The sequence below is a fragment of the Flavobacterium sp. 5 genome, assembly GCF_002813295.1.
GTDB lineage: Bacteria > Bacteroidota > Bacteroidia > Flavobacteriales > Flavobacteriaceae > Flavobacterium.
The window spans coordinates 4,518,845-4,544,992 of sequence record NZ_PHUE01000001.1; the positions used below are offsets into that span (position 1 = coordinate 4,518,845).

Genomic DNA, 26,148 nt, shown 5'->3' on the forward strand with positions numbered 1-26,148 from the left:
TTAATCATTATTCTTCTCTAAGACTACATTCTCAAGAACCAAAATATCCAGTGCAGAAATCCCAAATAAGTTAAGGGCTTCTTCTGGAGTTTCAACAATTGGCATTCCTTTTTTATTCAAACTGGTATTGAGTAATACTGCAATTCCGCTTTGGTTTTTAAACTCTTTTAGCAATTTCACAAATCGTGGATTCCAAGTCTCTTCCACAGTTTGAACTCGAGCTGAACCATCACAATGTGTTACATTACATAATTGTTTTAGAAATTCAGGGCGGGTTTTATCAACCAAAATCATATAAGGACTGTATCTGCCCGTTTCAAAATAAGTCCCTACTTCTTCTTTTAATACAGCTGGAGCAAAAGGTCGAAAATCTTCTCTAAATTTGATGTTTGCATTTATATGTACTTTCATTCCGTCGATTCCTGGATGAGCTAAAATGCTCCTTCTACCTAATGATCGTGGTCCAAACTCAGCCCCCGATTGAAACCAAGCTACAGTTTTACCTTCGTTTAATTTTTTGGCACAATATAAAATTAAATCCTCTTCGGTTTCAAATTTTGTTTGTGTATAGGTTTTATTAGCTTCTTTTTGAATAGCAATTTCTATTTGTTTTTCACTGTATTGTTTTCCAAAGCAAGTGGTTCCTTCATGAGTTACTTTTGGCATTTTTAGATGCTCTAACCATCCATAATACGCACAACCCAGTGCCAAACCATTATCTCCTGCAGCGGGTTCAAAATAAATATTTTCGGCTATTTGTGCATCTTCCAGTTTAGCATTTGCAACAGCATTAAGAGCTACGCCACCTGTATAGCATAGATTTTTATGAGGAAATCGTTCTAAACGATTGGAAATGCAGTAAATAACAGCTTTTTCTACTTGCTCCTGTGCCCACTTTGCCACATTAGCGTAATAAGAAAAATGTTTTTTAAAATAATCATAACCTTGAGAAGGATTGGTAAAATATTGTTTCCAGCTGTCTTTTACTAACAAACATCCGGATTCAAATTCAAAAGCATCAAAAGTAAAATCCTTGGCATCCCCAAAAGGAGCCAATCCCATTAATTTCCCTACATCATCCATGTCGCCAAAAACATAAAGGCTAACTGCAGCATAAAACCCACCAATGGAATGCTGTGTCGTAGGAAGCTTTAGTTCACTCGTCACAGCTCCTGACATATTACTAAAATCTTTGAACAATGGAGTCAGTTTTTGACCATCAAAATGGTAAAAGCTGTCTTTCTCACATAGCATTTGTACTTCCTTCAGAAAAGAAGAATCAATATGTTTTTTCTGTTCGGGATGCATATTCAAAAACTGATCTAATGGACTGCCGCAACCATCAATTACCATGACTGCGCATTCAGAAAAAGGAGAAGTCCCCACAGCACTATAAGCATGAGCTAAATGATGCGATATATCAATAATCTGAGGTTCATTTGCTGTTGCAAAAATTCTTTCACCTCTAAATTGGTTTCGATTAGGAATATCAAAATTAGCGCATTGTACTACTAAAGCGACATCACTCAATTTAATACCTTCCGCATCTAAACAATATTGAATAGCTAAGGTATCATTACCACCATCGTGCTTTTTTCTACTGATGCGTTCTTTTTCAATACCAACACAAACACGACCGTTTTTTAACAATATTGCTGAACCGTTATGGGATAGGCCTGTTCCAAGAACATAAATGGGTGGAGTCACTTTATCGTTCATCATACATTTTAAGCAACTGTGTCACTGTATTCCAATTCCTAATAGTAGCCGTAATATTTAATTTTTTTTCAATGTATTTTTGATCAAATCTAGTTTTTCCTGCTCCAACATTGTATTTAATATAGATTCTGTTTTCATCAATATGAGCTTCATCTGGTTTTACCTGGCTCATCTTTAAATCATTAATACTGTCACTTTTCAATGTTTGAGAAACAAAAGCAACATATAATTTTTTTATGTCAACTTCTTTTTCTTTCAAAAAGGAGTTGTTTTTAAAGCATTTCTCTAAATCCGTTTTTCCTATAACCACAATTGGAACTTCGTGTCCAAAAGCCTTGAAAATTTCCTGTTTGATTTTGAAACCTACAGCAGCAGAATTTTCCTCATCTGTATCCACAAAAACATTTCCTGATTGAATATAAGTCACTACATTTTGAAAGCCAATATTTTCTAAAGTGATTTTTAAAACCTCCATTTTCATCATGTTGTGACCAGAAACATTAATACCTCTAAGTAGTGCGAGATGGGTTGTCATTTTTTTAGTTTTTTAATGAAAACAAAAGTATTGACTTTATAATAAATTTGATGTTATTCTTCCTATATTTCTTTCTAAATTCAATAATTTACAAAATTAGATATTACAGTTTTTACTGAATTTATTAAAAAACTCCATTTTTAAATTTCCTAACAAACAACTATCTTCGCTTTTCTTAAAGAAAAAAGAACTAGAATAAAGATTATTTAGAGAAAATCTAAAATCTGCATTCTAAAAGCTAAAATCATAAATGTCCAATAATTTACTAGAAACCCCAATAGAATATCTTAAAGGCGTTGGTCCCACCAGGGGTGCATTGCTACGTAAAGAATTAGGGATTTTTAAATATGGTGATTTGGTCAATTTTTTTCCGAATCGCTATATCGATCGTACCCGTTATTACAAGATTAATGAACTTCAAAATAATATTGCTGAAGTTCAGATTATTGGAAAAATCATCAATATTAAAACGGTTGAATTTGGTAAAAACCAAAAACGATTAGTGGCGACATTTGTAGACGATACGGGGCAAATTGATCTCAACTGGTTTCAAGGACATAAATGGATTAGAGAAAGTTTGAAACTTAACGAGGTCTGTGTTGTTTTTGGAAAATGCGCACAATATGGTAGCCAATTTAGCATGGCACATCCTGATATTGAATTGTTGAGTGAACACGAAAAGAGTTTGCGTTCTGCCATGCAACCTGTTTATCCCTCTACCGAAACTTTGACAAATCGAGGTGTCACAAATCGTGTGGTGAATAAAATGATGCAGCAATTATTTATGGAAACGCAAGCATTATTTAGTGAAACTTTGCCCTCTTATTTGACAAATGAATTACAGTTAATTCCTAAAAATGCTGCCTTATTCAATATTCATTTTCCTAAAAGTGGCGATATTTTGGCGAAAGCCCAATTCCGATTAAAATTTGAAGAATTGTTCTTTATTCAGTTACAGTTGATCACAAAGAATTTAATTCAGAAGCATAAAATAAAAGGGCATCCATTTTCCAAAGTTGGAGATTTTTTCAATGATTTTTACCAAAATCACCTTCCTTTTGAGTTAACTAATGCTCAAAAAAGAGTTATCAAAGAGATTAGAACCGATATGGGTAGCAATGCTCAAATGAATCGATTATTACAAGGTGATGTTGGTTCTGGCAAAACAATAGTTGCTTTTATGAGTATGTTATTGGCTCTGGATAATGGTTTTCAGACTTGTTTGATGGCCCCAACAGAGATTCTGGCTAATCAGCATTTTATTGGATTATCGGAATTGGCTGCTTCTTTAAATATCAATATAAAAATACTTACTGGTTCTACCAAAATTGCCGCTCGTAGAATTATACACGAAGAACTGGAAAATGGTTCTTTGCAAATTCTAATTGGAACTCATGCCTTGTTGGAAGATAAAGTCAAATTTCAAAATTTAGGATTAGCCGTTATTGATGAGCAACACCGTTTTGGAGTGGAGCAACGTTCTAAGTTGTGGAAAAAAAATACAATTCCTCCTCATATTTTAGTGATGACTGCTACGCCGATTCCAAGAACCTTGGCTATGAGTTTATATGGAGACCTTGATATTTCAGTTATTGATGAATTACCTCCTGGAAGAAAACCCATTCAAACCGTACATCGTTTTGATAGCAATAGACTAAAAGTTTGGAAATTTATTCGAGATGAAATTGCTTTGGGACGTCAAATATATATTGTTTATCCGTTGATTCAGGAATCTGAAAAGATGGATTATAAAGATTTAATGGATGGTTATGAGAGTATTTCCCGTGATTTTCCATTGCCTAAATATTCTGTTTCGATCCTTCACGGTAAAATGAAACCTGCTGAAAAAGATTCAGAAATGAAGCGATTTTCCGAAGGAAAAACAAACATTATGGTCGCTACAACCGTTATCGAAGTGGGTGTAAATGTGCCCAATGCAAGTGTAATGATTATAGAAAGTGCTGAGCGTTTTGGTTTGTCACAACTACATCAGTTGCGAGGCCGTGTGGGTCGTGGTGCCGATCAAAGTTATTGTATTTTGATGACCTCTTTCAAGTTATCAAGTGATAGTAAAACACGAATGGAAACCATGGTAAGTACCAATGATGGTTTTGAAATAGCCGAAGTTGATTTAAAACTTCGGGGACCTGGTGATTTGATGGGGACTCAACAAAGCGGTGTTCTAAATCTTCAAATTGCTGATATTGTCAGAGATAAGGATATTTTACTTTTGGCACGAAACTATGCTATTAAAATTCTAAAAGATGATGCTCCTATGCAAAAGCCTGAGAATACTATCCTAAAAGCCGTTTTTATTGAATTGACAAAAAAGAAAAATATTTGGAATTATATTAGTTAGTTTCTCAAATTATAAACTTCTCTCAGATTATTAAAACCTATATACTTCAAATTATCATCTTGATCTTAGATTATGTCTAAAATACTTTAGAATAGATAAAATGAAGTATATGGTTTTATTCTTTTATTTTTTAGGAGGTGTTTTCTTTTCGAAAAGCCCTGTAAATAAACCTTTACTTACTTTATTTTTATCATCTTTTCCAGTTGTTATAAGATGATCGATATATTCCATGTACGTTTTTTTGCGTTCTTCTAAAAATCCTATTAAATAATTTTCGGAACCATCAATCCCGCTAACTTCTTCAATATGTAGTAGCTTTTTATATAAAGGTTCTATAAATTTTACTATTATATCTTCAGGAACAGATTTTCTTGTGCCAAAGTATCCTACAATTTCCCCATCAGCATCAGAAATAATCTTAAAATCAGTAACTACCCAATAGTATCTTCCTGTTTTTGACATGTTTTTGATTACTACATGAATATTTTTATTGGATTTAATATTATCCCACATGAATTTAAAAATCACTTTTGGCATTTCAGGATGGCGAACAATATTATGAGGTTGACCAATTAATTCAAATTCGTCATAACCTGATACATCTATAAAATCCTCATTAGCATATAAAATAGTTCCCTTTGTGTCGGTTTTACTTAATAATACTTTAGTTTTATTCCAATCAACTTCTCTGTTTGATGGTGTTGGGCGCGTAGTATTGGTATCCATAAACTTTGCATTTAAAATTAAATTAATTATGTTTTTTGGTTGATTTTAATTGCATATTAACTTCTACCGATTTTTGATTTATGATGTATGTCATTCACTAAATCATCAATTTTTTGAGTACTTTCTCTCATCCTTTCCAAATAATTTAGAAGTTCATCATTATCGGTATGATCTTTTGAAGCATCAATGAGTTTTAAAACTGAATTTACAGGCATTTTCAAATCAAGAGTTACTTTGTTTATGAAATCATTATATTCTTTGTTTGCTGATATTGAGTTATATTTTGCTGAAGCTAGTTTAATATTTTCTAGTTCATATTCATCAGAAATTTTAGAAATATGGTTTTGACTATGTTCTTTAAAATAATATGCCCAGTATCCATTCATAAAAAATACTACAGCCGCTAACACAACATGGATAAGAAACGTTTCTACATCAAAATTTACTTGCGAAAAAAACACTTGAGGTCCTGCGGCATCATTATAAACAAAATTTTGTAAGTAAGCTAAACCTCCGTGATGTAAAACCACTAAAAGGGTAAGCGGAATTTGGAGTTTCCAATTTTGGTAAATAATTAAAATCGTACTAGCAATAAAAACTGTAAAATGCATTTCGAATAGACCGTGCATTTGATATATGTACAGTGCCATAAAGACAGATAACACTACCGATAATACATATTGGTAGAATTTCGATTTTTTTAGAAAAATTTTTGCAGAATAATAAGCTACCAAATTTAAAGTTCCTACTCCTACTCCAATTTCATAAGTATCGTACTTAAATGATAACCCAATTCCAAGTAAAAAATAAGCGGCAAGGACATAGTTAATAATAGTGTCTGATTTTTGCGTCATTGTTGACGTAAAATTGTGAAGATAATCTTGTTCATTCAAACTAGCTTTTGTTTTCATAGATATAGGTAATTTAGGTTAAAGTTAGATTTATTTATTGCATTTTGGTAATGAACATCCGTATGCCCTAAGTGCTAAAGCATCAAATGAAGGGGAATTAGTTTTCTTTAGTAAAGATTCTATTGCCATTTGAGCATAATTACTATCGGCATTAGTACAATATCTTGTTTTGTTGTAGTTTCCACGGTAATATAAGTTGTGAGATCCATCTAAAAGGACTGCTTGGGGAGTCGAAAAAACACCGCATTTTTTAGCAATTTCTTCATCAAAAAAGACAGGGATATCATCAGAATTAAATTTTTTTTGGATTTCTTCTATTGTGAAATTTTTCTGTTTGTTTAGAACAACAATTTTAAAATTGATTTTATCTCCATACTTTTTGATTAGTGTACTTATATGAGGTACATTAAATCGTGAGCAGGGACAATCAGGATTAAAAAAGTGGATAAAAACTGGTTTGCTATCTTCAACGCAACATTGTCCCAAGTCAATTTTGGTCCCCATGGCAACGTCATGATAATTTTTTGGAATAGGTGTTGGTAGACTATATTTATATTCGTTCTGCCAGAATAAAAAAGCAATTGCAACAAGTAATAATGAAAACCATAAGCCCAGAAGTATTTTTTTCTTCATAGATCAATTATTTAGTTAAAAACAAAAAAAGGTAAACACTTGTTAATTCAATTATTTCTACTAATTTTAAAAGGTTTAAAAAATGGTCTTGTTTTTATATTTTAACATTATTTTAATGAAGAATGTTTTTATAAAGTTAAAAAACAACCACTTTCTTTAACAATATCAATATTACAAATAAAATAGATAAAGTGCAAAAAAAAGAAACAAAATACATAAAAAAAAATATTACGTCTTATTTTACTTGCTTTTAGCTTGTAAAAGTTAAAATCAAGAGATAAAAGATTAGTTAATTATTGATTTTGTTTTTAAATGAAATGTTAATAAAATTAAAATTTATTCATATTATTCAGCTGATACGTTTAATAAACATTCTAAATGATTATATTTTTTTTATGGCTCCAATTATAACTTTCATACATTTAGTATTCGTTGCTTTCCTAACATTATTTCCTCCAGTAAATCCAGTAGGAACTTCTTTCATAATAGATCCAATGTTAACTCATTTAAGCCGAAAAGAACGACTTGTGGCTGCTAAAAAAATAGCATTATATTGCTTTGTTATATGTGTTACTTCTGTGATCATTGGTAGTTGGATTTTAAAATTATTTGGGCTTTCATTACCAATAGTTCAAATTGCTGGTGGATTAACAATTTGTAATATGGGATGGAATTTATTAAATTCGGATAATAGCGCTTCTGAAAATAGTTCTTCAGAAAAAACGATTCAGCCTCAAGATAAATTCTCAAAAATTGAAAACTCATTATTTTACCCCATGTCTTTTCCGATGATGTGTGGAGCTGGTACGATTTCTGTTTTGCTAACATTGAGTGCATCAACTTCATTCCAAAATATCGAACAATATTTATGGAATACTAGTGCTCTAATTGTTGGGATTTTTTGTATGACCGTTGTTATTTATATATGTGTTGCCAATACGCATATTCTATTAGAAAAAATAGGTGAAAGAGGAAAACAAATTGTAAATCGTTTAAGTGCCTTTATCGTATTTTGTATTGGTTTGCAAATTTTTTGGGAAGGATTACAAGTACTTCTTTCTTTAAAGTAATTTTAAAAATTTAAACCTTTTTATCTTATTGATTAAACCTTTTGGAATTTTGAAAGTCTTATATTTTAGCTAAAACAAGTTTTGGCTAAATATTAATACTTGTATGTACAAACGTTAAATAAAAATTAACAATTCAACTTTTAACAATTCTAAAACCTAAATTTGCTTTTCCTTAACTAAAGGAATTATTTAACTTTATTTATACCCTACTTATGAAAATAAAAAACATTGTCTACATCTTATTATTACTATGTTTTGTTGGATTTATTGGCTATAGAATTACTTCTAATAGTGCGAAAAAAAATGATTCAAAAGATAAAGGCGCAAAAGATAAACCAGTGACCGTTACAGGGATAGTAGTTCGTTCTAAAACTTTTGACAATAACTTATCTCTTTCTGGCTCTATTGAAGCAAATGAGCAGATTGAAATTCACTCAGAAGTTTCAGGAATTGTTGAGGGTATTTATTTTCAAGAAGGTAGCAATGTGACCAAAGGACAAATATTATTTAAAGTAAATGATATAGAGTTAAGAGCGCAATTAACTCAAGCTAGTACAAAAGAAGGTTTAGCTGCCGAAAATGAAAGAAGAGCTAAGTTATTATTACAAAAGGAAGCAATTAGCCAAGAAGAATATGATATAGCAAGAGCCGATTATAAATCTGCTCAAGCACAAAGTCAGTTGGTAAAGGCTCAAATTTCAAAAACATCTGTTCGGGCTCCTTTTTCAGGAAAAATAGGATTACGTTCAATTTCTCCAGGAACTTATATTACACCTACAGTTATGGTAGCAAAATTAGTCAATACTGGAAAATTAAAAATTACATTTTCTATTCCCGAAAAATACGCAGCAGAAGTAAAATCAAATTCAGCTATAGATTTTACTGTTTCGGGATCTACTAAAGTGTACACTGCCAAAATATATGCTATTGAGCCAGAAGTAGAAGTAGCTACACGTACTTTACAAATTAGAGCGATTGCAGATAATATTGATGGAAAACTTTTCCCTGGAACTTTTGCAGATGTAAAATTACCATTAGATATTATTAATGATGCAATAGTTATTCCATCCGAGTCAATTATACCTGTTCAGAATGGTAAAAAAGTTTATATCGCCAATATGGGCAAAGCCAAAGAAGTTATGGTAGAAGCTACTACAAGAACCGATTCTTCTATTTTGATTCTTTCAGGATTAAAAGTTGGTGATACCTTAATAACTGGAGGTGTAATGTCATTAAAGAATGATGCTCCAATAAAAGTTAATATAAAATAAGTCACTTTATCTGAAAGGGATAAAGTCAAAAGTTTAAAAAATATAAAATCTAAACTCTAAAATTATAAATCTCATATGAGTTTATCAACTACAAGTATAAGAAGACCCGTTTTAACCATAGTATTAAATCTTTTAATTATATTATTTGGTTTTCTAGGTTTTACCTTTTTGGGTGTTCGCGAATTCCCTTCAATTGACCCTGCTCAAGTTTCTATTAGAACCAATTATACAGGAGCCAATTCTGATATTATCGAATCACAAATTACTGAACCACTAGAAAAAGCTGTAAACGCTATTGACGGAATTCGAAATATTACCTCTTCTAGTAATCAAGGGAGTAGTAATATTACAATAGAATTTAATTTAGATAAAGATCTTGAAAGTGCAGCCAATGATGTTCGAGATAAAGTTTCTCAAGCAGTTCGAAGTTTACCTCAAGATATTGATGCTCCACCAGTTGTTTCCAAAGCAGATGCTGATAGTGAGTCAATTATTTCAATGACTGTGCAAAGTGATTCGCGAAGTTCTTTAGAATTAAGTGATTATGCCGAAAATGTAATTTCGCAACGATTAGAAACTATTCCTGGAGTAAGTGGTGTTCAAATTTGGGGACAAAAACGATATGCGATGCGTTTATGGATTGATCCTGCAAAACTTAGTGCTTATAACTGTACAGTATCTGATGTTCGTACAGCTTTAAATGCTCAGAATGTGGAATTACCATCAGGAAAATTGACTGGAAATAATACCGAACTTACTGTAAAAACTATTGGGAATTTATCAAAACCAGAAGAGTTTAATAACATTATCATTCGGACTGATGGAGACAAAATTGTTCGTCTTAGTGATGTAGGAAGAGCTAGTTTAGGACCTGAAGTTATCGAAACTCAATTGACACAATCTGGACTCCCTATGATTGGTTTAGCTATTGTTCCAATGCCAGGAGCTAATTATTTAGATATTTCAAAAGAATTTTATAAAAAATATGACGCATTAAAAAAGGATTTACCGAAAGATATTAAACTAAATATTGCTTTAGATAATACCATTTTTGTAAAAAAATCAGTGCTTGAAGTGGCTGAAACTTTGGGAATTTCGATTCTTTTGGTTATCATTATTATTTATTTATTTTTTAGAGACTGGGCTATAGCTTTTAGACCTTTAATTGATATTCCAGTTTCTTTAATTGCTACTTTTTTTATTATGTGGCTTTTCGGATTTTCGATAAACGTATTGACCTTATTAGCAATTGTTTTGGCTACTGGTTTGGTTGTAGATGATGGAATTGTAGTTACCGAAAATATTTTCAAAAAAGTTGAGGAAGGAATGTCTCCTATTGAAGCAGCTATCAAAGGTTCTAATGAAATTTTCTATGCTGTAATTTCAATCTCAGTAACGTTAGCAGCAGTGTTTTTACCTGTAATTTTCTTGGAAGGTTTCGTAGGGCGCCTTTTTCGAGAGTTTGGAGTTGTGATTGGTGCTGCAGTATTAATTTCGGCTTTTGTATCATTGACTTTGACACCTATGTTGAATGCATATTTAATGAAAGGTGGTGAACAAAAAAAATCAAAATTCTACGTTAGAACCGAACCGTTTTTCGAAAAATTAAATAGCGGTTATGCAGATTCTTTACAACGATTCATGAATAAAAAATGGGTTAGTTTTCCAATTTTAATTGCTTGTTTTGGGTTGATTTATTTATTTTTTACAATACTTCCAAAAGAAACTGCGCCTTATGACGACCGTAGTTCTGTAACTATGCGTATGACAACTCCTGAGGGATCGTCTTATGAATATACGGATCGCTTTATGCAAGAAATCTCTAAGTTGGTAGATGATTCTATTCCTGAGAGAAAAGTAAGTTTAGTTGTTACTGCTCCTGGTTTTGGATCATCTGCTGCTAACACTGGATTTATCCGACTTTCATTAACAGAACCTGATGAAAGAAAAAAATCTCAAAAAGATATTGCAGACGAACTATCTAAATGGACAACAAAATATCCAGATGCTAAAATATCAGTCATGCAGCAACCTACAATTGCTGTAAACCGACGTGGAGGTTTACCAATTCAATATATCATTCAAGCTCCAACTTTTGAGAAATTAAGAGAAAAAATTCCTATTTTTATGGATGAAGTAGGCAAAAGTGATGTTTTCTCTGTTACCGATGTCAATTTAAAATTTAATAAACCGGAAATCAATGTCAGTATTGATCGAGCAAAAGCCGAGAGTTTAGGGATTTCTATTATTGATATTGCTCAAACCTTGCAACTTTCATTAAGTGGACAGCGTTTTGGTTATTTTATTAAAAATGGAAAGCAATACCAAGTTATTGGGCAATTTGATCAAAAAGACCGTTCTAAACCTTTGGATTTAACTTCGATGTTTGTTAAAAACGACAAAGGAGAATTGATTCAGATGGATAATGTTGTTAATGTGGAAGAACAAAGTAATCCTCCACAATTGTTTCATAATAATAGATACATGTCGGCAACTGTTTCTGCTGGTTTAGCTCCTGGTAAAAGTATCAGTGATGGTATTAGCGCAATGGATGAAATTAAAACTAAAGTTTTGGATGACAGTTTTACTACTGATTTAAGTGGTGAATCTCGTGACTTTGTCGAAAGTAGCTCTAATACATCTTTTGCATTTGGATTAGCATTATTATTAATATTTTTGATTCTTGCAGCTCAGTTTGAGAGTTTTATTGATCCATTTATTATCATACTTACGGTACCCATGGCAGTTGCGGGAGCTTTGTTTTCTCTTTGGTTGTTCAATCAAACTTGGAATATTTTTAGCCAGATTGGAACCGTAATGCTTATTGGTTTAGTAACCAAAAATGGAATTTTGATTGTAGAATTTGCTAATCAGTTACGAGAACAAGGAAAACCAAAATACGAAGCTATTATGGAAGCTTCGGAAGCTCGTTTGCGCCCAATTTTGATGACAAGTTTGGCAATTGCGTTGGGAGCTTTACCTATTGCAATGTCTCTGGGGGCTGCTTCTACTAGTAGAATTGGAATGGGAGTTGTAATTGTAGGAGGAACCATTTTCTCTTTAGCATTAACCCTTTTTGTAATTCCTGCGATTTATTTAATGTGGTCTAAAGCTAGGAAACATTATCCTGAATTTGATCATATCGAAGAATATGAAAGTGATAGTAAATCATAGATTTTAAATTTTGAAATAAAAAATATAAGTGGTGATAAAAATATCACGACCAATAATTCATTCACATGAAAACTAAAAACGTATTAAAAAGTCTAGTACTATTTTTGTTTTGTATAGCAAGAGCAAACGCTCAGGAAGTGTTAAGCCTTGAAGATGCAATTAAAATAGCTTTAGAAAATAATTTTGAAATAAAAATTTCAAAAAACAATTTAAAAATTAGCGAAACCAACGCAACTATTGGGAATGCTGGTATGCTACCTTCTGCTACTGCCTCTGTTACTGATGCGAATAGTATTATGAACTCATCTCAAACACGTCAGGATGGTACAACGACTTCATTAGATAATGCTAAAAATAATAGTCTAAATTATGGTGTAAATCTAAATTGGACCATTTTTGATGGAATGAAAATGTTTGCCAAATATGATCAGTTAAAGGAATTTCAAAATATGAGTGATGCTCAAATGAAATTAACGATTATTAATAAAGTGAGCAGTGTTAATTCGGTTTATTTTGATTTGATACAGGAACAACAGAAATTATCTGATTTGGATTCAACAATTGTCATTTCTCAAAAAAGGCTGGAATTTATTAAAAACCGTTATACAATTGGTAAAAATTCTAAACTCGATGTCCTAAATGCTCAAGTTGATTTGAATACTGATCTTGGGAATTTGGTAAAGGAAAAACAAGCTTATGCTAACGCGAAAACTCTTTTGAACCAAATATTAGCCAGAGATTTGAAAACGGATTTTAAAGTCACAAATGGAATTCATGTAGATCGTAAATTGCAGCTTGATGAATTAATGACGCTTGCTGAAAAGCAAAATCCAGAATTAGTAATGCAAATTATAAATAATAAAATAGCTGAATTAGATTTGAAGCAAATCAAAGGAGAGCGTTATCCTACTGTTGCATTAAATACAGGTTATAATTTTAGTGATTCAAAGTCGAGTCTCGGTTTTACAAGTAAATCTTCGTCTCATGGTTTGAATTATGGTTTTTCGGCTTCTTTGAATTTATTTGATGGAAATGCTCAAAACAGAAATGAAAAAATTGCTAAAATGCAAATTGACAATTCTAAACTGGCAATTGATCAACAATTAATTCAGTTGAGAAGTAATTTGACTGTTGCTTTTCAAGTGTATTTAACTAATTTGGATTTGATTGATTTAGAGGAAAATAATACGGCTATTGCAAAACAAAACATTGAGATTACGGCTGAAAAATTTAAAATAGGAACTATTACTTCTGTTGAGTTTAGAGCAGCACAATTGAATTTTATTAATTCAAAAATTCGTTTGACAAGCGCACAGTTTCAAGCTAAATTATCCGAAATAACATTGAGAGAATTAGCAGGTAATCTTAATTTTTAATTATTTTTGATTAAAAAATCTGAATGATATCATACAATCCCAAAATTTGGCTTTCCTACATCTTTCGTTTGCATAAATCAGATACCTTTAGATATCTCTTCCCTTTTGTGCTTCTAGTGGCAATTTATTCTGGTGTTGTAGCTTATTTAGAGATCGAATATTTCAAATTGAAAGAAACTAGTCATATTAAAAATCTTTCGGTAATTCATACTACATTAGGTTTTGTAATTTCATTATTATTAGCCTATAGAATCAATTCAGCCTATGATCGTTGGTGGGAAGGCCGCAAATTATGGGGTGCTTTGGTTAATAATAGTCGTAATCTAGCCATCAAACTGTCTGTTATATTAAAAGACGAGAAGGATTTGGTTTATTTTCGAAAATTAATTCCAAGTTATGCTTCAATTTTAAATAAGCATTTGAAAGACGAGGAAACAAGCATGCAATTGTTTGAACATGTTGATTTGAATTTAGATCATCACAAACATAGACCTAATCAAATAGCTAAAATGCTATTCCAAAAAATTAATGATTTGTATGTTATTCATAAAATATCTGGAGATCAATTGATTATTTTGAATAGTGAAATACAATCATTTACTGATATTTGTGGAGCTTGTGAACGTATTAAAAATACTCCTATCCCCTATTCATACAGTACTTTTATTAAAAAATTCATATTCATTTTTGTTTTAACATTACCCTATGCCTATACTTTTACTTTAGGCTACTACGTAATTCCTGTAGTATCTTTTATTTTTTACGTATTAGCCAGTATCGAGTTAATTTCAGAAGAAATTGAAGAACCATTTGGTTACGATGACAACGATTTACCACTAACAAAAATTACTCAAAATATAAAAAGACATATAGAAGAAATTTTATAATAGTAATACACTAATTTTTCATATTTGTTTAGAAGCAGCAAGATTTAGCAATTTTGGTTATATCTATACTACTCTTTACGCTAGATCTTTGCTTTTTTGTTAGTAAAAAAGCAAATGACAATGTTTTGATTAAAGTTGGTTTTGTTGTATAGTATTGATTTTTAGTAATTTAGAAATTAAATTAGATTTAGATTTCAAAACAAAATTTGTTGGTATAGTTTGAAATTTTGCGACAAACTAACTTTGACTCTCAAGAAACATTGATTATATTTGCAATCTTGAAAAAAACGTAAAATGAAAATATCTTATAACTGGCTAAAACAGTTCATTAAAATAGATTGGAAATCAGAAGAAACATCAGCATTACTTACCGATTTAGGGCTCGAAGTAGAAATTGTTGAAAAATACCAATCCATCAAAGGAGGATTAGAAGGTATTGTAGTAGGACATGTATTGACTTGTATACCACATCCTGACGCTGATCGTCTAAAAATTACTACTGTTGATCTTGGAGACGGTATTCCATTACAAATTGTTTGCGGTGCTAGTAATGTTGATGCTGGACAAAAAGTGCCAGTAGCAACCATTGGAACTGTTTTATATGATAAAGAAGGAAATTCATTTACCATAAAAAAAGGAAAAATTCGAGGACAGGAAAGCCACGGAATGATTTGCGCTGAAGATGAATTAGGTCTTGGAGAAGGTCATGACGGAATTATGGTTTTGGATGCATCTGTTCCTGCTGGAACATTAGGTTCAACTGTTTTCAAAATTGAAAACGACGAAGTTTTCGAGATTGGTTTAACGCCAAATCGCGCGGATGCTATGAGTCATTTAGGAACTGCCCGTGATTTAAGAGCTGGTTTGATTCAAACTGGAATTAATGTAGAATTAATTACTCCATCAGTAAGTAATTTTAGAGTTGATAAAAGAACTTTGAAAATAGATGTTGATGTAAAAGATATTCAACTTGCTCCAAGATATTGTGGAGTAACTATTTCTGGAATTTCTGTAAAAGAATCACCGGAATGGTTAAAAAACAGATTAAAAGCAATTGGTATTAATCCAAAAAATAATATTGTTGATGTTACTAATTATGTATTGCATGATTTAGGTCAACCGCTTCATGCCTTTGACGCAGCAATGATCAATGGTAAAGTTATTGTACAGACACTTCCTGCTGGAACAAAGTTTACCACTTTGGATGATATCGAAAGAACTTTGCATGAAGAAGATTTAATGATTTGTGATGAAAAAGGACCATTATGTATTGCTGGTGTTTTTGGAGGTAAAAAATCAGGAGTATCAGATAGGACTACTTCTATTTTCTTAGAAAGTGCTTATTTTAACCCAGTTAGTATACGTAAATCTGCCAAAAGACACCAATTGAACACAGATGCTTCTTTTAGGTTTGAAAGAGGAATTGATCCAACAATTACTGAGTATGCTTTAAAAAGAGCTGCTTTGTTGATACAAGAAGTAGCAGGCGGAGAAATTACATCTGATATTGTAGATATCTATCAAAAGAAAATTGAAGATTTTCCTGTGTTTTTGAATTTTGAGAATGTTTCCAGAATTATTGGTCAGGAATTGCCAAAAGATACTATCAAACAAATTTTGGCTTCTTTAGAAATAAAAGTCAATAGTGTTTCTGATGCTGGTTTAGGATTAACCATTCCTGCTTACCGTGTAGATGTACAAAGAGAAATAGATGTTATCGAGGAAATTTTGAGAGTGTATGGATATAATAATATAGTATTCTCTAAAAAGTTGAATGCAACAGTATCTAATTCTCCTAGAAACGAAGATTATAAAATACAAAATACGGTTGCAAGCCAATTAAATTCTCAAGGTTTTAATGAAATGATGGCCAATTCATTGACTACAGCTTCGTATGTACAGCTTTCAGAGACTTTAAAAGAAGATTATAATGTAACCATGTTAAATCCTTTAAGCAGTGATTTGGCAACGATGCGTCAGTCTTTACTATTTTCTGGATTGGAAGCTATATCGTATAATATTAATCGAAGAAATTCAGATTTAAAATTATTTGAATTCGGGAAATCATACCACAAATTTCTTGCAGGATATGAAGAAATTAAGCATTTAACATTATTTCAAACAGGAAATAGAAACCAAGAGAGCTGGACAAATACTCAAAAACCTTCTGATTTCTTTTTGTTTAAAGGATATGTTGAAGCTATACTTTCGAGATTGGGGATTTCTAATGCTAAAAGTTTACCCGTTTCTTCAGATGTATTCTTAGAAGGTATTGCATTAGGAATAGGAAGTGAAATTTTAGTTGAATTTGGAGTTGTTAAAAAATCGGTACTTAAGCATTTCGGAATTAAGCAAGAAGTTTTATATGCTGATTTTAATTGGGCAACGGTTTTAAAATTAATGTCTAGTAAAATTAAGTATACAGAAATACCTAAATATCCAGAAGTTCGTAGAGATTTGGCTTTATTAGTAGATCAAAATGTAACGTATGATTCTATTTATGCACTAGCCAAACAAACTGAAAAGGCGTTGCTGAAAAATGTCAATTTGTTTGATGTATATGAAGGTCAAAATTTACCAGAAGGTAAAAAATCATACGCATTAAGTTTTATTATTCAAGACACTACCAAAACACTTGAAGATGCTCAGATTGATAAAATTATGAGCAAGTTGCAAAAGAATTTTGAAACCGAACTTGGAGCAAGTTTGAGATAATATAATTTTAGTTTAAAAAAAATCCAAAATCATTGATTTTGGATTTTTTTGTTTGGTAGGTTTTGTTTGATTTATGATTTTGGCAAAAGCACGGTATCCACAACATGAATTACTCCATTTGATTGATTTACGTCTGCAATGGTAACTTCAGACATCCCTCCTTTTTCATCGGTGATGTACAGATTTTTACCTTTCATCCAGGCAGTTAATGTACCGCCACTTACAGTTTTTAAAATTGCTTTTCCATTCCCCGCTTTAATTGCATTAGCAATATCTGTTGCACTCATTTTACCTGCTACTACATGATAAGTTAAAATAGTCTGTAGCATTTTTATATTTTCAGGTTTCAACAAAGTTTCAACGGTGCCTTTTGGTAATTTGTCAAACGCATTATTTGTTGGGGCAAAAACGGTGAATGGTCCTGTTCCTTGTAAAGTTTCTACCAAGCCTGCAGCTTTAACGGCAGCTACTAATGTGGTGTGATCTTTTGAATTGACAGCATTTTCAATAATGTTTTTTGTTGGATACATTTCTGCTCCACCGACCATAACTGATTTTTGAGCAAAACAAGTTACTCCGAATACTAAAGTAAAAAATGCAACTGATAAAAATTTTCTAGTTTTCATAAATTTATTAATTAAAGATTATCTAATTCCATTTACGGGATTGCATTTCTTTTGGTTTTGAAAAAACTGAAATTTTTTAAATTATTTTTAAACCTGCCCAAAAATAAAGTATATAGCCTAAAAATATTTTAGCGTTTTTTCTTATTACATTCAAAATTTATTATATTTATGAGAACCAATAATTCTCAAAATAAAAAAATATTTAATTATCATTTAGCTTAAATCATTTACTATGGAAAATTCTAAAAAAGTAAGAAGTAAAAAATTAGATCCAAGAGTTGATTTAACAGCAATGGTGAGCGTTTCTTTTCTATTGATTATATTTTTCATGGTGACAACTGAATTATCGAAACAGAAAATAATGAGTTTATCCTTGCCTGAAAAAGATATATCTTGTGGAGGTTTTGGTTGTAGTTCTGGTTCAGAACTTCGAATTCAAACAGTTTTGCTTGATGAGAATGATAAAATTATAACTTATTCAGGATTATTAGAATGTCCTCTTGAGGCTCCTAAAAAAGTTAAGTATGGAAAAGATGGAATTAGAAAAGAATTACAAAACAAACAAATTAAAACACTTAAATATTATGCTGATATGGGATTACCTCACAGGGGATCTATAATAATTATTAAACCAAGTGAGAAATCTAATTTTAAAAATTTAGTTGATATTTTAGATGAAATGGCAATTGTTAATATTGATACATATTCAATTGTAAATGAGTTTACTCCTGAAGAGTCTAAACTTTTAGCCAAAAATTAATAAACTAATTTGTGTATTCTAAAAATAAAAAGTCCCAAACTGTTGGGACTTTTTAGTATATTCTAATTTAAAAAATGATTATCATTTTAGTATTTAAGATTATAAATTCTTAATCACAAATTCACTTCTTCTGTTTAATTCATGTTGTTCTTCATCACAAGAATCATCAGGAACGCATTTTACTATTGGAACAGACTCCCCATATCCTTTGGCTTGTATTCTGTTTTTAGGAATTCCTTGTTCTAAAATATAATTTCTAGTCGCATCAGCTCTTTTCTGAGAAAGATCCTCATTGAATTTTGCATTTCCACGACTATCAGTATGCGAGCCAATTTCGACAACCATTTCTGGGTACTTCTTCATTAATTCAACCACACGATTTAGAATTTTTTTAGATTCTTTTCGGATATACCACATATTGTAATCAAAATAAATAGGATCAGTTTTAATGATTAGGCGGTCTTTATCTTTAACAACATCTTTTTCGGCGGCAACTATGGCTGCTGTTTTTTCTTTTTTCTTTGTTTCAGCTAATTCTTTTTCTTTTTTATCGGCTACTAGTTTGTCAGTTTTTAATTGCTGAATCGCTGCTAAATCTACTAGTCTTTTTGATTCAAGTGCAATTGCATCGTCTTTTTTCTTTTGTTTAAGATTGTTTGCGTCAGCTATTTTTTGTTCTTGTAAAGCAATAGCATCTGCTTTCCTTTTTTGTTCAAGTGCTACTAATTCGGCAGCTTTTAACTGTTCTGTAGCTAATTGTTCTTCTTTTTTAATTATTTCTTGAGATCTAATTGACATTGATCCATCATTGGTTTTATTTCTCTCTTTCGAAATAGTTAATGATTTTGAATCCTCAGTATAATTTTCTTTAGTTACAAATAAGGTGTATTTGGATTCACATTCAACAGAAAAACTAAATTTTCCATCCATTGATGTTATTGCATTTTCAATTTCTTGATTACTACTATTTCTTAAAATGACTTTAGCATTTTCTAATGCTAGATGTGAATCGGTATCAGAAATAATTCCTGCAATATATTGTTTACAATCTTCGACAGATAAGTTTTTAATTTCTTTTAAAAAATAGATGTCATCTTTTCCTTTTCCCCCTAGTCTATCCGATGAAAAATATCCTTCTTTAGTATCTGAATCAATATAATATGCAAAATCATCATAACCTGAATTTACAGGAAGTCCAACATTCAAAGCTTTGGAGTATGAATTACCTTGAACATCTGAAACAAAGATATCCAAAGCTCCATAACCTTCATGTCCATTGGAAGAAAAATACAATTTGTTATCTTTAGAAATAAATGGAAATTGTTCTCTTTTGGAGGTGTTGATATTATCACCCAAATTCATTGGTAAACCATACGTTAAACCATCAATAGAAACACTGAAAATATCAAAAGACCCTTTTGTTCCAGGCATATCAGAGGCAAAATATAATGTTTTTTCATCAGAACTTAAAGCAGGATGTTCTACAGAATAATTAGGGCTATTAAAAGGTAACGTCACAATATTTGTCCATTTACTATTTACTAATTCGGCTCTGTATATTTGAATATTTGAGATTTTGTTTGTGTCTTTCCCTCTTTTACCGTTAATATAATTATTTCTGGTAAAATACATAGTTTGGCCATCTTTTGTAAAAATCGCATTAGATTCGTGCATTGGTGATTTCAAATCCTTAGAAAAATAAGTCACAATTGAATCTTTTGCATTTACATTTTTCAAAGGAATAGTTACTAAATTTAGGTAGCCTTCATTATTCCATCTATATGTTTTATCAAATAGATTTGGTTTCTTTTTGACAGCTGCAAAAACTAAATTATCACCTAAAACGACACCTCCGAATTCTGAATTTACCGTATTAACTTCTAGATTTACAATTTCGAATCTTTCTCCAATTGCTGAAACATTATTTAAGTTTTTGATGTCCTTATCTAATTTTTCGATTGCTACACTGTTATTAGAGGATTGATAATAGTTTCTCATAACTGTATTGGCCTCAGTATATTTTCCTTTTGCTTTCAATGTTTGTGCATATCTAAAATAGAAGTCTTCATTGAGGTCTTTACTTTTGCTTTGGATTAAAAGAGTATATTGTGCATGAGCTTTATCGTATTGATTAGTGTAGTAATAACAATCTCCTAAATTTTTAATTACATCAGCAGTTTGGTTTTTTAGGCTAATTTTTTCAAACAATGGTATGGCTTCGCTATAATATGTTTTGTCAAACAAGCGGTTTGCTCTTAGCAAGTCCTGTTGTTGAGCTTGTGCAAATTGGACTGTAAATACAATTAAGAGTATATATATTCTTTTCATTTTTACTTTTTTAAAAGAATCTAGGTGATTTGTTATATCCTTTACCCAATAAATCCAAATTATACAATAGCACTATTTCATGTGAACCAGAGTTAAATTGGCTTAGATTAGAAGTAGTATAATCATAAGAATAACCAACTCTTAGATTTGGAGTTACATTTACATTCATTAGTATACTCACAGCATCACCAAATCTATAGGCAGCACCTAGTTCGAACTTTTCATTATACAATACATTTGCAGTCAAATCTATAGAAACAGGAGCACCTTCTACAAATATAGCCATAGCAGCAGGTTTTATTTTGAAAGATTCATTTATATCAAAGACATAACCGCCTGTTAAATAACCATGAACTCTATGAGTTCCGAAAGAATTAACTTGGTTGTTCGATGATCCGATATGTTCTGCGGTGAATATGTTTGGAACGGATAGCCCAACATAATAATTATCTGTGAAATAGTAAGCTCCAACTCCAAAATTAGGTACAGTTTCATTTGTATTTTCAGCAAATGCTAAATCGGTAGAAACATCCCCGCTATTTAATTGAAATCCATTAAAGTTTGTACTTATAGTAGAAAAACCAGCTTTTACTCCAAAAGAAAGTTTATGTGTTTCATTCAATTGTAAAATATAAGCGAAATCTGCAAAAACATTGGTTTCTTTTTTTGCACCATCCCCAATATCATCTGATATTAATGAGATCCCAGTCTCTATTTTGTCATTAATAGGTGTATGAGCAAATAAGGTCATCGTTTTTGGGGCACCTTTAATCCCAGCCCATTGGTAACGATATAAACTTCCTAAATTAAGAATTGCTGGTGTAGCAGTTGCATAAGCAGGGTTTATCACACTCATATTACTCATATACTGTGTAAAATGAGGTTCTTGCTGAGCAGTTGCCTTTAGTATAGAAAGGAAAAAAAACACAAAAAGTATTAATTTCTTCATTAGGATAAATTTAATAGTAAAAAAAGAATTATCGGTTTAAGTAAAGTTGCCCCTGTCTTGGAGAGAAGTTGTCTTTATTATAATTGATAATATAAAAATATACTCCTGTAGCTGTATCACCATCTATGAAGCTTGAATTTGAATTTTTCCCATCCCAATCTGGTTTGTTTATATTTCCTTTGAATAAAATATTACCATATCTGTTGAATATTTCTAAGGTAAAATTTGGAAACAAATATTCGATATCCAAAATTTTAAATGTATCATTAACGCCATCTCCATTTGGTGAAAAACCATCTGGTATTGTTAAACCATCTGGTGTAACATTGCAAGAAGTTAAAGTAACTATTGCTTCTAATGGGTTAGAAATACATTTGGTATTAGGGTTATAATCAATTCCATAGTAAGTAGTTCCTTCTGTAAGTAAATCTGTATTGGCAAGCGCAATTCCACTAGTTGGTGTATTGTACCAGGTTAAATCTCCTGTGTAAGTAGTGTTATTGGATAAATTTTGAATTGTAGGTTTATCGGCTCCACAATAATTTTGCCCATTTGAATTTAATGTTGGAGTTGCTACGCTGTTTAATACTACACTAATAGTTGTAGCATTCGATTCGCATCCTGCAGGGCTTACTTCCTTTAGATAATAATTGCCTTCAATCAAGGGGGTGTTAGGTTGCAATGGTGTTGTACTGATTGCTGAATCATACCATTTGTATTGTGTTTCGTTTGGTATTAAATTAGTTACAGTTGCCAAATTTTTTTCGCAAAATTCTTGATTATCCGCAGTTGGATTACTCGGAATTGGTAGTATATTAAAATTTTGAGAAATAGAATTTATTTCAGAGGAACAATTAGTTACCAAATTAGTAATATCATTTATAACTAATGAATTGGTACCTGAAACACTAAGTGCTGAACCGGGGATAGTAAAATCAGTAGTTCCTTCTGTCACATCCAATGGGTCAGTTTGTAAATTAATTATATTCGTACCAGATAATACTGTATAATTGAACGTAACTTTAGTTAAAATTCCTAATCCGGTAACATTTACATTAAGTGGGAGATTAGGACAACCGTTATTGACTGTAATAGCTATATTGGAAACATCAGGAAGTGGATTTACAGTAAAATTAACCTTTTTTTCCATATTTAATGCACAACCATTTGATCGATTGGTTATACTACTCATCGTAAAAAGTGTTGGTCCTGAATTAGGTACATCGGTTGCAAGAATCTCAAAATTGACATTTCCATCAACAACATTTAATGAAATTGTTCTTGGGATAACTGTATTTGCTCCCTCTAATGAGTAATTGATATTTATATCGGTTAATGCTCCTAAACCTGATAATTCTATCTTTGCTGGCTCCCCTTTACAAATATCTTTAATGGTTATATTTAAATTAGTTATATCTGGCGAAGCTTCTATTGTGAAAGATTTACTTATAGTATTGCTTACCGTGTTTGAGCAGTTACTAGGATTGGTAATATTCGTAATTGTGACAATAGATTGACCCGCATTTGGAACTAAGTTCGACAGAATTGTAAATGGACCACGACCAGTTCCACCAGAAATAGTTAGAACAGCTGTTATGGCAGTAGCCGTATTCTTTCCAGTCAAATTATAAACAATAGTATAATCCCCATCGGGAAGGCTCGTATTTCTTAAATCTACTTTTACATCAGAAAACTGGCACACTGTTGCGATTGATAGTATAGCACTATTAATTTGAGGTGTGACATTTATGACTACAGGGACTGTTTGTAAATCTGAAGAACAACCTGTTATTAGGTTTGTTTCTTTTACAAAATAATCTTTAGTTTGTAAAGATGTAGTACTAGTTAATGGTATTGTACTTGTTACAGAATCAAACCATTGGTATTGATTTCCTTGAAGTGGTAAATTTGCAACAGTTGCATTATCAGCTGTACAGAAAGACTGTGGACCTAGTAAAGGTTTATTTGGTAGCGGATTAACTTTAAAATTAGCCCCCTTATTTATGTGATCAATAAAACAACCTGTTAAAATGTTTGTTATACTATTTATAGTAATAGTGGTCGGTCCACTATTTGGGATATCAATACCTTGAATTGAAAATTTAACTTCACCTGATCCCGCAATTAGAGAAATAACTCTAGAAGTAGTAATATTGCTTACAGAAAGGTTATAGGTTACTTCGATTTTAGTTAATGTCCCTAAACCTGTTAGCTTTACCTCTGTATCTTGATTTATGCAAGCATCTTTAACTGTAACTCCTAAATTACTCATATCTAATGATGGATTTACTGTAAAATCTTGTCCAAGTGTTGAGGAATTAAAACAACCTGTATTTCGGTTGGTAATTTTAACAATTGTAATTTTGGTATTACCTGTCCTTGGAATATATAAAGCAGGAATAAGGAAAGTAGCTTTTCCTCCTATTATATTCATAGTGGCAGGTATCCCATTTAATGTGTTTTTATCACTTAAATTGTAAACAATATCGTAATTTCCATCTGTAAGATTAGAAGTTCCTGAAAATTGAACTATAGCATCTGCTCCTAAACATACTGGATCAATAGTAAGAGTGGCTGCATCAATTTTTGGACTTGGTTTAATACTCAATACATCTTGAATTGTTCCTATGATACTTGAACATAAAACTGGGCTACTAATCAATGTTACATCAACTATGCTTATTGTGTAATCTTTAACTTGAGAAAATGTTGGCAAAAAGAAATTTAATTTGCCACCAGAAAAAAATGCGGTTGTAATAAATGACCCCATCCCAGAAATTGTATAACTTACTCTATAACTTCCGTTTGCAATTGGTTTAAGTCCCTCTTTTAAAGTTGCAGAATATATTGTAGTTTCCATTTCATTTTCGCAAACTGGATTAGGGTTTATTTTTAGTGTTGCATTTGTAAAATCTAGCTGTTCACCTAGCGAAATAATAACAGTGGCTGACTGCTCGGTACAAACGCGATCATCCTTTGGAGGTTTCACAGTGTATGTAAAACGATAATATCCTGGTCCTTTAGTATTGTATATATTTTGAATATCAATTGTAGAGTCTGTACCGCTACTAAGTTCCGATGTTCCTGATTCAGACCATACTCCGCCAATATCTTCACCATCCAATTGATTATATAAATCTACATTTGTGTATGCACTAAGTTGGTTGGAACATAGTGATAAGTAATTGGGTGTACCTGGTTCTGGAGAACGATAAATAGATACGGAAATTTGAGATGATGTTTCTGGACAGACACCAAAAGCTTGTATTGTATATTTATAGGAATATGTGTTATACGGAGGAGGAATAGATGCATTCAAATCACCAGTTATAGTATTTAAGCCCCCTGTATAATCTAGCCCCTCCCAAGTACCTCCACTTTGAGGTGCTAAAATTGGTGTTCCTTTAAAAACTTGAAACAAACTATATGAATGATCTGAACTACAGATTGAATTATTTGGACCTGGAATTCCAGCATATCCACCAATTGTAACTTCTATAGTAGCTGTGTTATCAATACAAGCAGCATTTCCATTTACCGTATAGGTATAATGATAAATACCCGCTACATATATTTTTTGAGCATTTAAAATACCAGTAGCTATATTGAATCCACCCGAATTATCGTCATCACTCCAAGTACCCCCAATAGTGTGCATTGGATCTAAATATGTATTTAAATCAATAGATTGACTACTAATATTTGCTATATCACAAACTGAAAAATTATGATCATCTCCAGCACATTGAGCATTCATGTCTATAGAAAAGACAAAAAAAAGTAAAATGATCAGATAAGTTGGAAATGTAAATTTGGAGGAGAAAAGTAAATTTCGAACCATAAAATTTGTTTAGTTTTATCAAAAATAAGCATTTTCAGATTTTAAAATGCAGTTTTATGCTTTTTAATTGATTTATATGCTTTATATGTATATAATAACTTAAGTTGCCTTAAAATGGGTAACAAGTATTGCAATATTAGATGTAAAAAAAAATATTAGAACTAAAAAGTAAACTTTCTTAATGTAAGATTTTTAAACAATAATACGACTTTTTTATTAATTTTTTATTGATTAAAATATTGAATATAAAAAAAGCTCCACATTTTTG

General features: G+C 31.3%; 17 protein-coding genes. 8 read left to right on the plus strand and 9 right to left on the minus strand.

Going from position 1 to position 26,148, the window contains the following annotated elements; genetic code table 11:
- Together CLU82_RS18970 and CLU82_RS18975 are read right to left on the minus strand one after the other, a co-directional pair.
- A complete protein-coding gene (locus CLU82_RS18970; protein WP_100844575.1) occupies positions 1–1,722 on the minus strand; it encodes a carbamoyltransferase C-terminal domain-containing protein in 1,722 nt (573 codons plus the stop codon).
- A complete protein-coding gene (locus tag CLU82_RS18975; RefSeq protein ID WP_100844576.1) occupies positions 1,709–2,254 on the minus strand; it encodes a DUF1697 domain-containing protein in 546 nt (181 codons plus the stop codon). The genes CLU82_RS18970 and CLU82_RS18975 overlap by 14 nt, the downstream gene beginning before the upstream one ends.
- A 250-nt stretch (positions 2,255–2,504) precedes the next feature.
- On the opposite strand from CLU82_RS18975, the gene recG reads away from it, so the two are divergent.
- Complete coding sequence (gene recG, locus CLU82_RS18980) at positions 2,505–4,613, plus strand: ATP-dependent DNA helicase RecG (protein WP_100844577.1); 2,109 nt, start codon at positions 2,505–2,507, stop codon at positions 4,611–4,613.
- 123 nt (positions 4,614–4,736) lie between these two features.
- Here recG and CLU82_RS18985 read toward each other — a convergent pair whose 3' ends face one another.
- From CLU82_RS18985 to CLU82_RS18995, 3 genes are read right to left on the minus strand one after another with little or no spacing between them, the layout of a single operon-like run.
- Positions 4,737–5,339 (minus strand): PAS domain-containing protein, encoded by a 603-nt coding sequence (locus CLU82_RS18985; RefSeq protein ID WP_100844578.1) that lies wholly within the window; start codon positions 5,337–5,339, stop codon positions 4,737–4,739.
- 56 nt (positions 5,340–5,395) lie between these two features.
- A complete protein-coding gene (locus CLU82_RS18990; protein WP_100844579.1) occupies positions 5,396–6,250 on the minus strand; it encodes a hypothetical protein in 855 nt (284 codons plus the stop codon).
- A 30-nt stretch (positions 6,251–6,280) separates the two neighbouring features.
- Positions 6,281–6,883 (minus strand): thioredoxin fold domain-containing protein, encoded by a 603-nt coding sequence (locus CLU82_RS18995; RefSeq protein ID WP_100844580.1) that lies wholly within the window; start codon positions 6,881–6,883, stop codon positions 6,281–6,283.
- 395 nt (positions 6,884–7,278) lie between these two features.
- Between CLU82_RS18995 and CLU82_RS19000 the strand changes: the two genes are divergently transcribed.
- From CLU82_RS19000 to pheT, 6 genes are all read left to right on the plus strand, one after another.
- Entirely contained in the window at positions 7,279–7,953 is a 675-nt protein-coding gene (locus CLU82_RS19000) for a MarC family protein (protein WP_157813406.1), read from the plus strand.
- A gap of 212 nt (positions 7,954–8,165) precedes the next feature.
- Entirely contained in the window at positions 8,166–9,224 is a 1,059-nt protein-coding gene (locus CLU82_RS19005) for an efflux RND transporter periplasmic adaptor subunit (RefSeq protein WP_100844582.1), read from the plus strand.
- 75 nt (positions 9,225–9,299) lie between these two features.
- Complete coding sequence (locus CLU82_RS19010) at positions 9,300–12,398, plus strand: efflux RND transporter permease subunit (RefSeq protein ID WP_100844583.1); 3,099 nt, start codon at positions 9,300–9,302, stop codon at positions 12,396–12,398.
- Between the two features lie 65 nt (positions 12,399–12,463).
- Complete coding sequence (locus tag CLU82_RS19015) at positions 12,464–13,774, plus strand: TolC family protein (RefSeq protein WP_100844584.1); 1,311 nt, start codon at positions 12,464–12,466, stop codon at positions 13,772–13,774.
- 23 nt (positions 13,775–13,797) lie between these two features.
- Positions 13,798–14,661, plus strand: coding sequence for a bestrophin family protein (locus CLU82_RS19020; protein WP_100844585.1), 864 nt, complete (start codon positions 13,798–13,800; stop codon positions 14,659–14,661).
- A gap of 294 nt (positions 14,662–14,955) precedes the next feature.
- Positions 14,956–17,376 (plus strand): phenylalanine--tRNA ligase subunit beta, encoded by a 2,421-nt coding sequence (gene pheT / locus CLU82_RS19025; protein ID WP_100844586.1) that lies wholly within the window; start codon positions 14,956–14,958, stop codon positions 17,374–17,376.
- 71 nt (positions 17,377–17,447) lie between these two features.
- Here pheT and CLU82_RS19030 read toward each other — a convergent pair whose 3' ends face one another.
- Positions 17,448–18,002: a fasciclin domain-containing protein gene (locus CLU82_RS19030; protein ID WP_100844587.1), complete on the minus strand. Its 555-nt coding sequence runs from the start codon at positions 18,000–18,002 to the stop codon at positions 17,448–17,450.
- A 232-nt stretch (positions 18,003–18,234) separates the two neighbouring features.
- Between CLU82_RS19030 and CLU82_RS19035 the strand changes: the two genes are divergently transcribed.
- A complete protein-coding gene (locus tag CLU82_RS19035) occupies positions 18,235–18,762 on the plus strand; it encodes a biopolymer transporter ExbD (protein WP_100844588.1) in 528 nt (175 codons plus the stop codon).
- Positions 18,763–18,861: 99 nt separating this feature from the next.
- On the opposite strand, the gene CLU82_RS19040 is transcribed toward CLU82_RS19035, so the two are convergent.
- From CLU82_RS19040 to CLU82_RS19050, 3 genes are read right to left on the minus strand one after another with little or no spacing between them, the layout of a single operon-like run.
- The gene (locus tag CLU82_RS19040; RefSeq protein WP_100844589.1) at positions 18,862–21,090 is read right to left on the minus strand and encodes an OmpA family protein; all 2,229 of its coding nucleotides are present in this window, start codon (positions 21,088–21,090) and stop codon (positions 18,862–18,864) included.
- A 10-nt stretch (positions 21,091–21,100) separates the two neighbouring features.
- Entirely contained in the window at positions 21,101–22,039 is a 939-nt protein-coding gene (locus tag CLU82_RS19045; RefSeq protein ID WP_100844590.1) for a type IX secretion system membrane protein PorP/SprF, read from the minus strand.
- A 28-nt stretch (positions 22,040–22,067) separates the two neighbouring features.
- Positions 22,068–25,880, minus strand: a complete 3,813-nt coding sequence (locus CLU82_RS19050) for a gliding motility-associated C-terminal domain-containing protein (RefSeq protein WP_100844591.1) — start codon at positions 25,878–25,880, stop codon at positions 22,068–22,070.
- Between the last annotated feature and the right edge of the window lie 268 nt (positions 25,881–26,148).

Excerpts from the sequence above, each read along its gene's own strand:
- CLU82_RS18970 (WP_100844575.1), bottom strand. The coding sequence starts at position 1,722 with ATGATGAACGATAAAGTGACTCCACCCATTTATGTTCTTGGAACAGGC.
- CLU82_RS18975 (WP_100844576.1), bottom strand. The coding sequence starts at position 2,254 with ATGACAACCCATCTCGCACTACTTAGAGGTATTAATGTTTCTGGTCAC.
- recG (WP_100844577.1), top strand. The coding sequence starts at position 2,505 with ATGTCCAATAATTTACTAGAAACCCCAATAGAATATCTTAAAGGCGTT.
- CLU82_RS18985 (WP_100844578.1), bottom strand. The coding sequence starts at position 5,339 with ATGGATACCAATACTACGCGCCCAACACCATCAAACAGAGAAGTTGAT.
- CLU82_RS18990 (WP_100844579.1), bottom strand. The coding sequence starts at position 6,250 with ATGAAAACAAAAGCTAGTTTGAATGAACAAGATTATCTTCACAATTTT.
- CLU82_RS18995 (WP_100844580.1), bottom strand. The coding sequence starts at position 6,883 with ATGAAGAAAAAAATACTTCTGGGCTTATGGTTTTCATTATTACTTGTT.
- CLU82_RS19000 (WP_157813406.1), top strand. The coding sequence starts at position 7,279 with ATGGCTCCAATTATAACTTTCATACATTTAGTATTCGTTGCTTTCCTA.
- CLU82_RS19005 (WP_100844582.1), top strand. The coding sequence starts at position 8,166 with ATGAAAATAAAAAACATTGTCTACATCTTATTATTACTATGTTTTGTT.
- CLU82_RS19010 (WP_100844583.1), top strand. The coding sequence starts at position 9,300 with ATGAGTTTATCAACTACAAGTATAAGAAGACCCGTTTTAACCATAGTA.
- CLU82_RS19015 (WP_100844584.1), top strand. The coding sequence starts at position 12,464 with ATGAAAACTAAAAACGTATTAAAAAGTCTAGTACTATTTTTGTTTTGT.
- CLU82_RS19020 (WP_100844585.1), top strand. The coding sequence starts at position 13,798 with ATGATATCATACAATCCCAAAATTTGGCTTTCCTACATCTTTCGTTTG.
- pheT (WP_100844586.1), top strand. The coding sequence starts at position 14,956 with ATGAAAATATCTTATAACTGGCTAAAACAGTTCATTAAAATAGATTGG.
- CLU82_RS19030 (WP_100844587.1), bottom strand. The coding sequence starts at position 18,002 with ATGAAAACTAGAAAATTTTTATCAGTTGCATTTTTTACTTTAGTATTC.
- CLU82_RS19035 (WP_100844588.1), top strand. The coding sequence starts at position 18,235 with ATGGAAAATTCTAAAAAAGTAAGAAGTAAAAAATTAGATCCAAGAGTT.
- CLU82_RS19040 (WP_100844589.1), bottom strand. The coding sequence starts at position 21,090 with ATGAAAAGAATATATATACTCTTAATTGTATTTACAGTCCAATTTGCA.
- CLU82_RS19045 (WP_100844590.1), bottom strand. The coding sequence starts at position 22,039 with ATGAAGAAATTAATACTTTTTGTGTTTTTTTTCCTTTCTATACTAAAG.
- CLU82_RS19050 (WP_100844591.1), bottom strand. The coding sequence starts at position 25,880 with ATGGTTCGAAATTTACTTTTCTCCTCCAAATTTACATTTCCAACTTAT.